Here is a 14802-nt window from a genome sequence, read left to right as displayed (position 1 = left end):
ACGCTTGACCTCGCGGGTGAACAGCGAATAGTTGCTTAAGCGACGACTTAGGCGACAAAGAGTTGCTGGAGATCCCTTCTCGTCGTAATAGCAAATCAAGAAGGTGAACAAAAGTCATGCTGAATACGCTGATTGTTGGTGCCAGCGGATACGCCGGAGCTGAGCTTGCGGCCTATCTCAACCGTCACCCGCATATGAACATAACCGCTTTGGCGGTTTCAGCGCAAAGTGCGGATGCCGGGAAATTACTGTCCGAACTGCATCCCCAGCTTAAGGGCGTGGTCGATTTACCGCTGCTGCCCCTGACCGACGCCGCTGAACTGGCGAAAACGGTGGATGTGGTGTTTCTCGCCACCGCCCATGAGGTCAGCCACGATCTGGCGCCGGTATTCCTGGCCGCCGGCTGCGTGGTGTTCGACCTCTCCGGCGCGTTCCGCGTCAATCAGGCATCGTTCTACAGCCAGTATTATGGTTTTGAACACCAGCATGCCGACTGGCTGGCGAAGGCGGTCTACGGCCTGGCGGAATGGCAGGGCGAGGCGTTGCAGCAGGCGCAACTGATTGCCGTGCCGGGCTGCTATCCCACCGCGTCCCAGCTGGCGCTCAAGCCGCTGGTCGACGGCGGTCTGCTTAACGACGCCCAGTGGCCGGTGATCAACGCCGTCAGCGGCGTCAGCGGCGCTGGCCGGAAAGCGTCGCTTGCCGCCAGCGTCTGCGAGGTCAGTCTGCAACCCTACGGCATATTTACCCATCGCCACCAGCCGGAAATCGCCGCCCATCTTGGCATCCCGGTGATATTTACCCCCCATTTAGGCAATTTTGCCCGCGGTATCCTGGCCACCATCACCTGCCGCTTAAACGCGGGCGTGACGGCGGGCGATGTGGCCGAATCCTATCATAACGCCTATCACGATAAACCCCTGGTACGGTTGTATGAGAAAGGCGTGCCGGCGCTGAAGGCGGTAGTGGGACTGCCGTTTTGCGATATTGGCTTCGCGGTGCAGGGCGAGCATTTAATCGTGGTGGCCACCGAAGATAATTTATTAAAAGGAGCGGCCGCGCAGGCAGTACAATGCGCTAATATCCGCTTTGGTTTTGCACAAACGCAGGCGCTGCTGTAACGGCTGGCGACGAGGTAATAAAAATAATGAATCCGTTAATTATAAAACTGGGTGGCGTGTTACTCGATAGCGAAGAGGCGCTGGAGCGTTTATTTTCGGCGCTGGACAGCTATCGCGCGCAGCATCAACGCCCGTTGCTGATTGTTCATGGCGGCGGTTGCCTGGTGGACGAGCTGATGAAAAAACTGGCGCTGCCGGTGACCAAGGTCAACGGCCTGCGGGTTACGCCGGCGGATCAGATTGATATCATCACCGGCGCGCTGGCCGGCACGGCCAATAAGACCCTGCTGGCCTGGTCAAAAAAACATGCCATCCCGGCGGTCGGGTTATGCCTGGGCGACGGCAATAGCGTCGATGTTACAACGCTTGATGAGAAACTCGGCCATGTCGGCAAGGCGCAGCCGGGTTCGCCGGCGTTGTTAAATACCTTGCTTGGCGCCGGTTACCTGCCGGTTATCAGCTCTATCGGCATTACCGCCGACGGCCGGCTGATGAACGTCAATGCGGACCAGGCCGCCACCGCGCTGGCCGCCACCCTGGGGGCCGATCTGATCTTATTGTCCGATGTCAGCGGCATTCTCGACGGCAAAGGCCAGCGCATTGCCGAAATGACCGCCCATAAAGCGGAGCAGCTGATAGCGCAGGGGATCATTACCGACGGCATGATTGTAAAAGTCAACGCGGCGCTGGATGCGGCCCGCACGCTGGGCCGTCCGGTGGACATCGCCGGCTGGCGGCATGCGGAACAACTGCCGGCGTTGTTTAACGGCGAGTCCATCGGCACGCGCATCCTGGCCTGACGTTGCCGGCGGGATACCGGCTGGGTAAGATAACATGCGCGGCCGCATGGCTATCCGGTGGGCCTGGCGCAGGTTCAGCAGCATTTCCATGGGAGCGCCGTTTCCGGCGTCCCCTCATCATTCGGCATGGGCGCGCGGCGGCGAGCGCGCCGGCAAAAAAAATAATGGAGCACGGTTATGGCACTTTGGGGCGGACGGTTCAGCCAGGCGGCGGATCAGCGGTTTAAATCATTTAACGACTCGCTGCGCTTTGATTACCGGCTGGCGGAGCAGGATATTATCGGCTCGGTGGCCTGGTCGAAAGCGCTGGTTACCGTCGGTGTGCTGACGGCGGAGGAACAGCTGCGCCTGGAGGAAGCCCTGTCTTTTCTTCTGGAGGAAGTGAGTGCCGCGCCCGAGTCCATCCTTGCCAGCGACGCCGAGGATATTCATAGCTGGGTGGAGCAGCGCCTGATTGAAAAAGTCGGCGACCTGGGCAAAAAACTGCATACCGGCCGCAGCCGCAACGATCAGGTGGCCACCGATCTGAAGCTGTGGTGCAAGATGCAACTGTCCGAGCTGCTGGCCGCCGTGCGCCAGTTGCAAACCGCGCTGGTCGCCACCGCCGAGGTCAACCAGGACGCGGTGATGCCTGGTTATACGCATTTGCAGCGCGCCCAGCCGGTCACCTTTGCCCATTGGTGCCTGGCCTATGGCGAAATGCTGGCGCGCGATGAAAGCCGCCTGCGGGACACCCTAAAACGTCTTGACGTCAGCCCGCTGGGTTCCGGGGCGCTGGCCGGCACCGCTTACGCCATCGATCGCGACCAGTTGGCCGGCTGGCTGGGTTTTGCCACGGCAACGCGCAATAGCCTCGATAGCGTGTCCGATCGTGACCATGTGCTGGAGTTGCTGTCCAATGCCGCCATCAGCATGGTCCATCTCTCGCGTTTTGCCGAAGACCTGATTCTGTTCAACAGCGGCGAGGCGGCGTTTATCGAATTGTCCGATCGGGTCACTTCCGGCTCGTCCCTGATGCCGCAAAAGAAAAATCCCGATGCGCTGGAGCTTATCCGCGGCAAGTGCGGCCGGGTCCAGGGGGCGCTTACCGGCATGATGGTGACCCTGAAAGGGCTGCCGCTGGCGTATAACAAGGATATGCAGGAAGACAAGGAGGGCCTGTTCGACGCGCTGGATACCTGGCTGGATTGCCTGCATATGGCCGCGCTGGTGCTGGAAGGGCTACAGGTGAAGCGTGCGCGTTGCCGCGAGGCGGCGCAGCAGGGCTATGCCAATGCCACCGAACTGGCCGATTACCTGGTCGCCAAGGGCATCCCGTTTCGCGAGGCGCATCATATCGTCGGCGAGGCGGTAGTCGAGGCCATCGGCCAGGGCAAAGCCCTGGAAGCGCTGGAGCTGGCTGAATTGCAGGCGTTCAGCCCGGTTATTGGCGAGGATGTTTATCCGGCCCTGTCGCTGCAATCGTGCCTGGACAAACGCTCGGCAAAAGGCGGCGTGTCGCCGCAGCAGGTGGCGGCCGCCATTGCCGAGGCGAAAAACCGTTTGGCGTAGCTGTCAGGCCGGTTGCAGTAAAAACGCTTCCAGCTCTTCGCTGCCGCCGATATGGCGCCCGCCGATAAACACCTGCGGCACGGTGGAACGGCCGGTTACCGCGCGCAGACTGACGGTGGTGGCGTCTTTACCCAATGAGATTTCTTCATACTGGATTCCGTTGTCGCGCAGCATCTGCTTGGCTTTGGCGCAGAACGGACAGCCTGGTTTGGTAAACAGCGAAACGGATTCCTGGACTTTGCATTCCGGCGCCAGGTAACACAGCATGGTATCGGCGTCGGAAACTTCGAACGGGTCGCCCGGTTTGTTCGGTTCAACAAACATTTTTTCCACCACGCCGTCGCGTACCAGCATCGAATAACGCCATGAGCGCGGGCCGAATCCCAGCTCGGCTTTTTCCACCAGCATGCCCATGCCTTGGGTAAATTCACCGTTGCCGTCGGGGATAAAGGTAATATGTTCGGCGTTTTGGTCGGCTTGCCAGGCGTTCATGACAAACGTATCGTTAACCGAAATACAGACGATGCTGTCCACGCCGTGCTTGTGGAATAACCCGGCCAGCTCATTGTAGCGCGGTAAATGGCTGGAGGAGCAGGTAGGCGTAAAGGCGCCCGGCAGTGAAAATACGATAACCGTTTTATGCTTGAACAGTTCGTCGGAAGAGATATCGACCCAGTTGTCATCCTTACGGGTGTGGAAAGTAACCGATGGGACTTTCTTGCCTTCATGACTACTAAACATTGAAGAACCTCTTAACAGAAAAGAAAAAAGTGACTTTAACAGCTTGTCATACTGCGCGGGAATTATTATTAAGATTAACTATTGATAGGGATAATCGTTGATTGCTATCCTATCTATCGACGCGAACTATCGCGGCACGGAGGATGTTAATGAATATTCGCGATCTTGAGTATTTGGTGGCCCTGGCCGAGCACCGTCATTTCCGACGGGCGGCCGATGCCAGTCATGTCAGCCAGCCCACCCTGAGCGGCCAGATTCGTAAGCTGGAAGACGAACTGGGCGTGATGCTGCTGGAGCGCACCAGCCGTAAGGTCCTGTTCACCCAGGCCGGGCTGCTGCTGGTGGATCAGGCCCGCACGGTCCTGCGCGAAGTGAAAATACTGCGCGAGATGGCCAGCCAGCAGGGGGAGTCCATGTCCGGCCCATTGCATATCGGCCTGATCCCTACCGTCGGCCCCTATTTACTGCCGCATATTATCCCCACCCTGCATGAGACCTACCCAAAGCTGGAAATGTACCTGCACGAGGCCCAAACCAGTCAACTGCTGCTGCAACTGGACAGCGGCAAACTCGATTGCGCCATCCTGGCCTTGGTAAAAGAGAGCGAAGCTTTTATCGAAATCCCGTTATTCGATGAACCAATGCAACTGGCTGTTTATGCCGATCATCCCTGGGCGGACCGTGAACGTGTGCCGATGTCGGATTTATCGGGGGAGAAACTGTTGATGCTGGAAGACGGCCATTGCCTGCGCGATCAGGCGCTGGGCTTCTGCTTCCAGGCCGGCGCCGACGAGGATACGCATTTTCGCGCCACCAGCCTGGAAACCCTGCGCAACATGGTGGCGGCCGGCAGCGGCATTACCTTGCTGCCCGCATTGGCGGTGCCTAATGAGCGTAAGCGTGACGGCGTCTGTTATATGAAATGCTATAAACCCGAGCCGAAACGCACCGTGGCGTTGGTCTACCGGCCCGGCTCACCGCTGCGCGCCCGCTATGAGCAGTTGGCCGAGTCGATACGCACCCATATGCAGGCCTATATGGGTACCGACTTAAAAGAGGCGGTTTAAGCCGTTCAGCGCCGCCACACGGAAGGCTTCCGCCATGGTGGGATAGTTGAAGGTGGTATTAACGAAATAATCGATAGTATTGCCTTCGCCTTTTTGCTCCATGATGGCCTGGCCGATATGGATGATCTCCGCGGCGCGCTCGCCAAAGCAGTGGATGCCGAGTATCTGCCGGGTATCACGGTGAAAAAGGATTTTCAGGCTGCCGACATTCATGCCGACAATCTGCGCGCGCGCCAGATGCTTGAACTGCGCCCGTCCCACTTCGTACGGCACCTTCAGCAGCGTTAATTCCTGTTCGGTTTTACCCACCGAGCTGATTTCGGGAATGGTATAGATACCGGTGGGTATATTTTCAATCAGCTGCACATTGGCCTGGCCCTTGATGATCACCTGTGCGGCGATTCGCCCCTGGTCATAAGCGGCCGAGGCAAGGCTTGGGTAGCCGATAACATCGCCGACGGCGTAAATATGCGTCAGGGCGGTCTGGTACATGCTGTTGACTTTAATCAGCCCCCGGCTGTCCGCCTCCAGTCCCACGTTGCCAAGGGACAGCGAATCGGTATTGCCGGTGCGCCCATTGGCATACAGCAGGCAGTCCGCGCGCATCCTTTTGCCGGAACGGAAGTGGACTTCCACGCCATTCTCGGTGCCTTCGATTTTTTCATATTCTTCGTTATGGCGGATAACCACGCCGTTTTCCCAAAAATGGTATGACAGCGCGTCCGACATTTCCTGGTCGAGAAAGGCCAACAGCCTGTCGCGCGTATTGATCAGATCCACCTTGACGTTCATGCCGCGAAAGATTGATGCATATTCACAGCCGATCACGCCGGCGCCATAAATAATCACATGCTGCGGATCGTGCTTTAAATCCAGGATGGAATCGCTGTCATAAATGCGCGGATGGGTGAAATCGACATCGTTGGGGTGATACGGACGGGAACCACAGGCGATAACGATATGCGCCGCGCTGAAATGCTCGGCGGTATTATCCGGATACTGGACCTTGACGGTATGGGCATCGACAAAAGTCGCGTCGCCGGTAATAATCCGGCACTGATTACGTTCATAAAATCCCTGGCGCATCCGGATCTGCTGTTTTATCACGCTATCGGCGTGATGCAGGATATCGGCGAAGCTGGCGCGCGGCAGATGTTGACTACCGTTATACAGCGGATTCTGGTTAAATTCGATAATCCGGCTAACCGCCTGGCGCAGCGCCTTGGAGGGAATGGTCCCCCAATGGGTACAGCCGCCGCCGACGCTGTTATAGCGTTCGATAACCGCGACGCGGGCGCCCTGTTTCGTCAGGCCCATGGCGGCGCCTTCCCCACCCGGGCCTGAACCAATGATAATGGCATCGTAATCGTACTGTGGTTGCATACCGGCTTAGCCTATATTTATACAAAATCACAACGTCAATGTAACATTGTAGACGGGAGATCCCAATCTTCACGGCCTTTTTTCTTGGTCTATGGCACCGGCGCCTACGGCGAACAACATTACGTCAAAATTCGCAGTTTGTATCAACGCTGTTGCAACAAATTTTGATATAGTGGCATTTTTACCGGTAATGTGGGGCAGGTCAGGACTATGGGCGTCAGAGCGCAACAAAAAGAGCGGACCCGTCGTTCCCTTGTCGAAGCGGCCTTTAGCCAGTTAAGCGCCGAGCGTAGTTTTGCCAGCCTGAGCCTGCGCGAAGTAGCCCGTGAAGCCGGCATTGCGCCCACCTCGTTCTATCGCCACTTTCGCGATGTCGATGAACTGGGCCTGACCATGGTGGACGAAAGCGGCCTGATGCTGCGCCAACTGATGCGCCAGGCGCGCCAGCGTATCGCTAAAGGCGGCAGCGTTATCCGTACGTCGGTGGCCACGTTTATGGAGTTTATCGGCAATAACCCTAACGCCTTTCGCCTGTTGCTACGCGAGCGATCCGGCACTTCGGCGGCGTTTCGCGCCGCCGTCGCCCGGGAAATACAGCATTTTATCGCGGAGTTGGCCGATTACCTCGAGCTGGAAAACCATATGCCGCGCAGCTTCACCGAAGCCCAGGCCGAGGCCATGGTTATCATTGTCTTTAACGCCGGCGCGGAAGCGCTGGACGTGGACGTCAATCAGCGCAGGCTGCTGGAAGAGAGGCTGGTCCTTCAGTTGCGCATGATTTCGAAGGGCGCGTTTTACTGGTATCGCCGGGAACAGGAAAAGTCGACCGCCCTCTCTTTTGACGCAAGCAGGTAGATAATATGACGACACGACCCCTGGGTGAAAAAGGCACGCTCCTATTGGCGCTGATTGCCGGTTTATCCATTAACGGTTCCTTCGCGGCCCTGTTCAGCACTATTGTGCCTTTTTCCATCTTCCCGCTGATTTCGCTGGTGCTGTCGGTATACTGCCTGCACCATCATTATCGCGACTGCGCCATGCCGGAGGGTTATCCTTCCCTGGCGGCGGTAAGCTTCCTGCTGGGCCTGTTGATGTACAGTGCTATTATCCGGGTGGAATACCCGGTTATCGGCTCAAATTTTATTCCAGCCATCCTGATGGTGGTCCTGGTATTCTGGATTGGGCGCAAATTGAAACGGCTAGACAAAATCCAACGGGATTCATAAATTTCTTGAGCCTGGATTATTAAACAATAGCCAATACTGAACGCGAAGACCGCATCAGCTATTTTTAAATGACGTATAATCCGTCGTTTTACAAAATGAACTCCGCTATGCTCAAAGGTTGCTAATTTATCAAAGAGAAAAGTATAATTGTTAATTTTTTTGAATGCTATACAAAAATTTTCATTAAGATATTCTCTCCTGTTGTTTTTTATGTATTTATAGTAAAGTTTTTTTCCTGCGGTTAGCCTTGTAAAATATAAGCAAATGAAGTTTTACTTCAAGTAAAATAGGGTGTTAATTATGTGTAATTCTAATTTCTCCAACATAAATATTAGTAATACAATAATACATGACAATTTTTTTTATATTTCATCGGATGATGAGACTGACGATGAGTTTTCTGCGCGCCCCCTGTTTTCCCAGCCATTAGTCCAGGTCAACAATGCTGTAATGACGCTACCTAAAATTTGCTATAAAGCAGGGGTTGCCCTGTCCACGGCGCTGTCGGCAAATAGCTATTTCCGAGGAATTTCTATTGTGACCAACCGAAATGAAGCACCCCCTATGGGTTCTACCAGCTTGCAGATATATGATCCGCAGTATAATATTTTCAACTATAAGCTATGTATGGGTATCATGGCGGCTTGTTTTGTCGCTGGGTTTACGCTCGGTAATATAAACTCGTTAATTAATAAGTTATTTAATTTTAATCGTATTGCTAGAGTTCCATTAGCTATGTACTGTATAGTCGCCTTATTCTATTTCTCTCTAGGCTTGTTATGGTACCCTCACTTTTCAAGTGCGCTTAATTATCTGTGATTCTTAAAAAGGCCTATGGCGGGGGGTATTCTTATGATGATAGGTAGAAATATCAGCCTTCAGTTTATCTTCGGATCGATTTTATGTAATAGAAAATTAGTTAGTATTGATAGGAGTTAATGATGCCTGTCTCAGACCCAACAATGCCGACCACAACAACCCATTGCCCTTTAGAGGAGATTAGCCAGGGGGATAATGGTTTCGGTCAGGGCGTTACGCGTTTTGCCAGATCATTTAGCGGCGCGGCCAACAGCGCCTTACCCTTTATCAAGACCCTGTCTGTAGTCACTTTGTCTGCCGCGTCGGCAATAGGTATCGTCTTTGGCGCCCAACGGCTTATCGCTGTTTCAATCCAAAATATCAGCAAGCCGCCCCCCGTTACCCATCTGGACGTCAGGGAATGGAAAGGCAAAATCATGGGCCTGGGTTTGAGCATCGGCATGTTGGGCGGCGGCGCTGCGGGATTCGCCGCAGGCTGTGCGCTAGAATCATGCAAATCATTTTGTGGTGCGGATCCGCTGCGTCATCGTGATAGTGTTTTTTATACCGTAGGAATTGGTTTTATCGTAGGCGCTTTAGCCGGTGTGGCTTATACAAACTTTATCGACATTGAACTGGACAATATTACCCAATAGGATAGTTAATCTGGTCAGGCGGTTACTGTAAGCGAACCGGCTAACTTCGGAATCAATTTTGCCGCTTGCAGGCACCGACCCGGGCGGTTGTTAGGGATATTACCGGCTTCGGGGAGTTTAACCTTTATTTGTGAAAATAGTCTATCAGCGCTTTCGTCTTTTTACATCGTTATGCCATTTAATCCCTTTGCCGAGGAATCATTATATGAACCCTGAAATTAATAATCGAGAAAAGAATAATGCCGGGATGGACAGCCAAGTGTCTCATGCCGATAAATATCACAATAATACGACAAGCAAATTTTTTAAGTTGATGACGAAATTGGCACGTGCCTGCAATTCCGCCACGGCGTTTTGTTGCTCTAATCCTTTATCGGTGATTTCCATCCCGCTTACCGTATCATTAACAAATAAGTTAATTTATGATTTGTTAGGTAGCCTGAAAGCCGCAAGGGCCGACCGATGCTACTTCCAGCTTGAGTTGGAAGGGTGCTGGAAACCGCTGCAAGATTGCAGGATTAACATTGATAAAACGTTAGCGATGGAAAAGTCTTGCGCAGAGTTGAAGGAGATATGCAGTGAAATCCGCACGAGATGCGATACAGAACAGTGGCGCCACGAGCTATTTGAAAATACGCTGGTGAATTGTTTCATGACCGGACTTATGGCCGGCGCTGCAGCCTTTGTAATAGATTATGTTTATCAAGCCGCCCATAACCAGTTTAATCATAAGCCTGGCATGTTAAAGATGTCCATGGTCAGTTTTTTTATGGGTGCGTTATTTTATCTCGGTCTCATGAAAATAAACGATACCGCTTTAGGCTTCGATTGCTAGTTCAGCGCCTTTGCTGTCCGCACCCCGGGGGCGGTCGGTCAAGCTGAAATGTCACCAGCATTGACTATGACAGTGACAAATAAACATCCTTTAAGGGGGATCAGCGGTTCTAGGCGGGCACGAAGCATGCGTAAGAGCCTCATTTTAGGTGCCATTGATCTATGGCTGCGTTTTGGCGGTTAACAGCACTCCGCATTCCATATGGCGGGTATAAGGAAATTGATCAAACAGCGCCAATCGTTCGATACGGTGGGTTTCCGCCAACGTTGTCAAATTACCGCACAACGATTCCGGGTTACATGAGATATACAGGATGCGCGGATACCCCTGCACCAGCCTGACGGTGGCATCATCCAACCCGCTGCGCGGCGGGTCGACAAATATGGTTTCGCAGCGGTAGCTTGCCAGGTCGATGTCCTTCAGGCGGGTAAACTCCCGCACCCCTTGCATGGCTTGGGTAAACTCCTCAGCCGACATGCGGATAATCTGCACGTTGGTCATTCGATTGGCGGCGATATTAAACTGTGCCGCTTCCACCGAAGGCTTGGCTATTTCCGTGGCCAGCACCCGGTTAAAATTACCCGCCAGCGCCAGGGAAAAATTGCCGTTGCCGCAATACAGCTCCAGCAGATCCCCTTGTGCCGGTTCAGTGGCCGAGAGCGCCCACTCAAGCATCTGGATATTCACGGCGGCGTTGGGTTGGGTAAAGCTATTTTCGATTTGACGGTAAATGATTTCCCGTCCCGCCACCGGCAAGCGCTCATCGACATAATCACGGTCCAGGCAAATTTTGGTTTTGGTGGCGCGGCCAATCAGGTTGACCGCAAAACCCTGCGTCCTCAGATGATCGCGCAGCGCGCCCGCATGCTCGCGCCATTCGTCGTCTAACGGACGATGATAGATAAGGGTAATCACCGCTTCACCGCTCAGGGTCGTCAGGTAATCAAGCTGGAACAGCTTGCGCCGCAGGATCGGCGATGGCCGCAATGCGTCCATCATGGCGACCATCAATCGGTTCATCAGTTCGCCGCCGGCGGCGAAGTGATCGATGCGGATCCGGTCCTTGGTCTGCTGATCAAACATTATATGATACAAATCCTGCTCATCATGCCAGACCCGGAATTCAGCACGCATCCGGTAATGTTCGGGCTGCGAGCGGAATATTTCCGCCTCGGGCGCCTGAAACGCCGCCATCATCGCGTTCAGTCGAGCGGCTTTTTCCGCCAGTTGGGTTTCATACGCGCTAATGGGTAACGTCTCGTCGGTCATGATGATCTCTCGCTAATATCCGTTATTTGTACCACTTTGTGGGGGATTGTAGGGGATAAACCGGTGATGTCCAGTGTTGTTGCGCTTATAAATAGTTTGATTATTAGTGCTATAGACATGCTTATCTCTTTGATTGTAGGATTATTGTCCGGTCTTTCGTAAGTTAAAAGGGAATCCAGTGGAAAGCTGGAGCTGACGCGCAGCGGTAAGGGGACTTCAGGGCGATCGCGCAAGCAGACACTGTCTTTATGATGGGAAGTCGTCGCCTGGCGTATTATACGCATCCCAAGCCCGAAAACCTGCCGGTATTCTGTCGCAATATCCCTGTTTATCGCGAGCCATCAAACATGGAACCTGCGGCATCCTATTTTATCATTTGGATGCTATGGCAATGCCTAAGATTAACAATACCGTGCTGCTGGCGCTCTGCGTCACGGCATTCTCCGGGTGGGCGCAAGACGGCGCCCAGGATCAGGCCGCGCAAATGATGGTCGTATCCGCCAACCGTTTTCCCCAGCCAATATCCACCGTACTGGCACCGACCAGCGTGGTTACCCGCAGCGATATCGACCGCGGCCAGATCAAATCGGTGGCCGAAGCGCTAAGCCGTCTGCCGGGCGTGGATATCGCCCAATCCGGCGGATTGGGGCAGCAAAGCTCACTGTTTATCCGCGGCACCGATTCAAGCCATGCCCTGGTGCTGATAGACGGCGTGAGGCTGAACCAGGCCGGCATCTCAGGTTCTTCCGACCTTAGCCAGATTCCGCTGTCCCTGGTGCAGCGCATCGAATATATCCGCGGCCCGCGTTCCGCGGTCTATGGGTCGGACGCCATCGGCGGCGTGGTGAATATCATTACCACACGCGAGCAGCCGGGCACCACCCTCAGCACCGGTATAGGGTCCCATGGCTATCAAACCTATGATGGCTCCACCCAGCAACAGCTTGGAGAGGACACCACCGCCACCGTTGCGGGCAACTATACCTATACCCATGGTTTTGATGTGCGCGCCAACCTGCCGGATACCTATGGCGATCCCGCGCAGCCCGACCGCGATGGTTTTATGAGCAAAACGTTGTTTGCCTCGCTTGATCATATCTTTAACCAGCAGTTCAGCGGTTTTGCCCGCGCCTATGGCTACGACAACCGCAGCGGCTATGACGGCAGCTACGCCTATACCGACCCTGATCATTTTGACGCGCTGCCCGATACCCGTAAACTCTACAGCCGTACTTACGATACCGGCATGCGTTACCAGGACGGGATCTACGCGTCGCAGCTGTCCTTTAGCTATAACCATACTCAGGATTATAACTACGATCCTCAATATGGACCCTATTCCGCCTCCGCCACCCTTGACGATTCCAAACAGTATAATGCGCAGTGGAGCAATACCCTGCAGACAGGCCATGGCACGGCAGGCGCTGGGGTGGACTGGCAAAAGCAGACCACCGAACCAGGCACCGGTTACCTTACCGACGGCTATGAGCAACGCAATACCGGTATCTACGCCACCGCTTCGCAGCTTGTCGGGCCGGTTACCCTCGAGGGCGCGGTGCGCGGTGATGATAATTCGCAGTTCGGCTGGCACGGCACGTGGCAAACCAGCGCCGCCTGGGAGTTCATTGAGGGCTACCGGCTTATCGGGTCTTACGGCACCGCCTACAAGGCACCCAACCTGAGTCAGCTTTACAGTGGTTTTGGCGGCAACGAAGATTTAAAACCCGAGGAGAGCAAGCAGTGGGAGGGCGGGGTGGAAGGGCTGACCGGCCCGCTGACCTGGCGCGTCTCGGCATACCGCAACGATATCGACAACCTGATTGATTATGACACCAACGACGACACTTATAAGAATATCGGCAAGGCGCGGATCAAAGGTGTGGAATGGACCGGCTCGGTCTATACCGGCCCGCTGCAGCATCAACTGACGCTGGAGTACCTCGATCCCCGCGACGCCACCACCAATCAGGTGCTGGCGCGACGCGCCAAGCAGCAGGTGAAATATCAGCTGGATTGGCAGGTGGCCGATATCGACTGGTCGCTTAACTACCGTTATCTCGGCGAGCGTTACGATACCAACTACAACACGAATGACCGGGTGCGAATGGGCGGCGTCAGTTTGTGGGACATCGCCGCCTCTTATCCGCTAACCCCCCATCTGACGGTTCGTGGTAGAATAGCCAATCTGTTCGACAAAGACTATGAGACGGCTTATGGCTACCAGACCGCAGAGCGAGAATTTTATCTCACCGGAACTTATTCCTTCTGACGGTAGCAACATCAAACGGCCCACGATCCTGATTTTCGACTCTGGCGTGGGCGGTTTATCTATCTATGATGAAGTGCGGCAACTGTTGCCGGACCCGCATTATATCTACGTATTCGACAATGAGGCTTTTCCGTATGGCGAAAAGCCGGAAGACTTTATTGTCCAGCGGGTCGTGAATATCGTTGCGGCGGTGCAGCGCCTGCACGTGCTTGATATGGTGATTGTCGCCTGCAATACCGCCAGCACCATTTCCCTGCCGGCCCTGCGCGAGCGGTTTGAGTGCCCTATTGTCGGCGTAGTGCCGGCGATAAAACCCGCCGCCAAGCTAACCCGTAATGGTATCGTCGGGCTGTTGGCTACCCGCGCCACCGTGCACCGTAGCTATACCCATGAGCTGATCGCTAAATTCGCCGCGGATTGCCATATCATTACGCTTGGATCCGCCGAGCTGGTGGAGCTTGCTGAAGCCAAGCTTCATGGCGAAACCATCGCCCTGCCGGTGCTGCAGAAAATCCTGCGCCCCTGGTTGCGGCTTCCCGAGCCGCCCGACACTGTGGTCCTTGGTTGTACCCATTTTCCATTATTAGGCGACGAGCTTAAAGCGGTGTTGCCGGACGGTACCCGGCTGGTGGATTCCGGTTCAGCGATCGCCAAACGCGCGGCCTGGCTTATCGCCCATGAAATAGACGGTGCTTATTCGACGGAAGCGAACCAGGCCTATTGCCTGGTGGCTTCACCGCAGGCCATGGAGCTGGTACCGGTATTACAGCGCTATGGCTTCGTTTCGCTGGAAAAATTGCCGATGCAGCCTGCGGTTGTGTGATAATTCAGCGGTCGGCGCAATATGTGAAATAAGTACTTGTCAGGCTGGGGAAAGTCCCTATAATGCGCCTCCACTGACCGGGAACAAACGCTAACGCGATGCCGGGTCGGGAAGGGAAAAGCGCCCGGTTCGGGCAAATAAAAGCTTGACTCTTCAGCGGGAAAACGTAATATACGCAACCCGCGCCAGGTGAGATTGATGCACGCTGGCCATGCTCTTTAACAATTTATCAGACAATCTGTGTGGGCACTCACAAGACCGTA

General features: G+C 54.5%; 14 protein-coding genes and 1 riboswitch. Of the genes, 11 read left to right on the top strand and 3 right to left on the bottom strand.

Translation table 11 applies throughout. The features are described 5' to 3' along the window. The first annotated feature begins 116 nt into the window (after positions 1-116). The 3 genes from argC (at position 117) to argH (ending at position 3472) form a co-directional block, all read left to right on the top strand. Complete coding sequence (gene argC, locus ACL2XF_RS19715; RefSeq protein ID WP_413727397.1) at positions 117-1121, top strand: N-acetyl-gamma-glutamyl-phosphate reductase; 1005 nt, start codon at positions 117-119, stop codon at positions 1119-1121. Positions 1122-1147: 26 nt separating this feature from the next. Then, positions 1148-1921, top strand: coding sequence for an acetylglutamate kinase (gene argB / locus ACL2XF_RS19710; RefSeq protein ID WP_410012690.1), 774 nt, complete (start codon positions 1148-1150; stop codon positions 1919-1921). A 177-nt stretch (positions 1922-2098) separates the two neighbouring features. After that, complete coding sequence (gene argH / locus ACL2XF_RS19705) at positions 2099-3472, top strand: argininosuccinate lyase (RefSeq protein ID WP_413721813.1); 1374 nt, start codon at positions 2099-2101, stop codon at positions 3470-3472. A gap of 3 nt (positions 3473-3475) precedes the next feature. On the opposite strand, the gene ACL2XF_RS19700 is transcribed toward argH, so the two are convergent. Further along, a complete protein-coding gene (locus ACL2XF_RS19700; protein ID WP_410012688.1) occupies positions 3476-4213 on the bottom strand; it encodes a glutathione peroxidase in 738 nt (245 codons plus the stop codon). Positions 4214-4362: 149 nt separating this feature from the next. Between ACL2XF_RS19700 and oxyR the strand changes: the two genes are divergently transcribed. Next, positions 4363-5280: a DNA-binding transcriptional regulator OxyR gene (gene oxyR, locus ACL2XF_RS19695; RefSeq protein WP_162367587.1), complete on the top strand. Its 918-nt coding sequence runs from the start codon at positions 4363-4365 to the stop codon at positions 5278-5280. Here the strand turns inward: oxyR and sthA are convergent. Beyond that, entirely contained in the window at positions 5263-6663 is a 1401-nt protein-coding gene (sthA, locus tag ACL2XF_RS19690; protein WP_410012687.1) for a Si-specific NAD(P)(+) transhydrogenase, read from the bottom strand. The two genes, oxyR and sthA, sit on opposite strands and share 18 nt — an antisense overlap. A gap of 210 nt (positions 6664-6873) precedes the next feature. On the opposite strand from sthA, the gene fabR reads away from it, so the two are divergent. From fabR to ACL2XF_RS19665, 5 genes are all read left to right on the top strand, one after another. Further along, complete coding sequence (fabR, locus tag ACL2XF_RS19685) at positions 6874-7518, top strand: HTH-type transcriptional repressor FabR (RefSeq protein ID WP_410012686.1); 645 nt, start codon at positions 6874-6876, stop codon at positions 7516-7518. A gap of 5 nt (positions 7519-7523) precedes the next feature. Further along, positions 7524-7889: a YijD family membrane protein gene (locus ACL2XF_RS19680; protein WP_410012685.1), complete on the top strand. Its 366-nt coding sequence runs from the start codon at positions 7524-7526 to the stop codon at positions 7887-7889. Positions 7890-8189: 300 nt separating this feature from the next. Further along, positions 8190-8708 carry a hypothetical protein gene (locus tag ACL2XF_RS19675; protein ID WP_413727396.1) on the top strand — a complete coding sequence of 173 codons (519 nt, stop codon included), beginning with the start codon at positions 8190-8192 and terminating at the stop codon, positions 8706-8708. A gap of 119 nt (positions 8709-8827) precedes the next feature. After that, positions 8828-9343 carry a hypothetical protein gene (locus ACL2XF_RS19670; RefSeq protein ID WP_410012683.1) on the top strand — a complete coding sequence of 172 codons (516 nt, stop codon included), beginning with the start codon at positions 8828-8830 and terminating at the stop codon, positions 9341-9343. A 205-nt stretch (positions 9344-9548) separates the two neighbouring features. Continuing rightward, positions 9549-10178 carry a hypothetical protein gene (locus tag ACL2XF_RS19665; RefSeq protein WP_413727395.1) on the top strand — a complete coding sequence of 210 codons (630 nt, stop codon included), beginning with the start codon at positions 9549-9551 and terminating at the stop codon, positions 10176-10178. Between the two features lie 159 nt (positions 10179-10337). Here the strand turns inward: ACL2XF_RS19665 and trmA are convergent, their stop codons facing one another. Further along, the gene (gene trmA, locus ACL2XF_RS19660) at positions 10338-11447 is read right to left on the bottom strand and encodes a tRNA (uridine(54)-C5)-methyltransferase TrmA (RefSeq protein ID WP_410012681.1); all 1110 of its coding nucleotides are present in this window, start codon (positions 11445-11447) and stop codon (positions 10338-10340) included. A gap of 132 nt (positions 11448-11579) precedes the next feature. Beyond that, a riboswitch (cobalamin riboswitch) is annotated at positions 11580-11769 on the top strand. A gap of 69 nt (positions 11770-11838) precedes the next feature. Between trmA and btuB the strand changes: the two genes are divergently transcribed. Further along, entirely contained in the window at positions 11839-13716 is a 1878-nt protein-coding gene (gene btuB / locus ACL2XF_RS19655; RefSeq protein ID WP_413721814.1) for a TonB-dependent vitamin B12 receptor BtuB, read from the top strand. Continuing rightward, positions 13661-14539 (top strand): glutamate racemase, encoded by an 879-nt coding sequence (murI, locus tag ACL2XF_RS19650; protein ID WP_410012679.1) that lies wholly within the window; start codon positions 13661-13663, stop codon positions 14537-14539. The genes btuB and murI overlap by 56 nt, the downstream gene beginning before the upstream one ends. Positions 14540-14802 lie beyond the last annotated feature (263 nt).

It is taken from the genome of Sodalis sp. RH19 (genome assembly GCF_047324215.1).
Lineage (GTDB): Bacteria > Pseudomonadota > Gammaproteobacteria > Enterobacterales > Enterobacteriaceae > Acerihabitans.
This window is presented reverse-complemented; position numbering and strand designations above follow the sequence as displayed.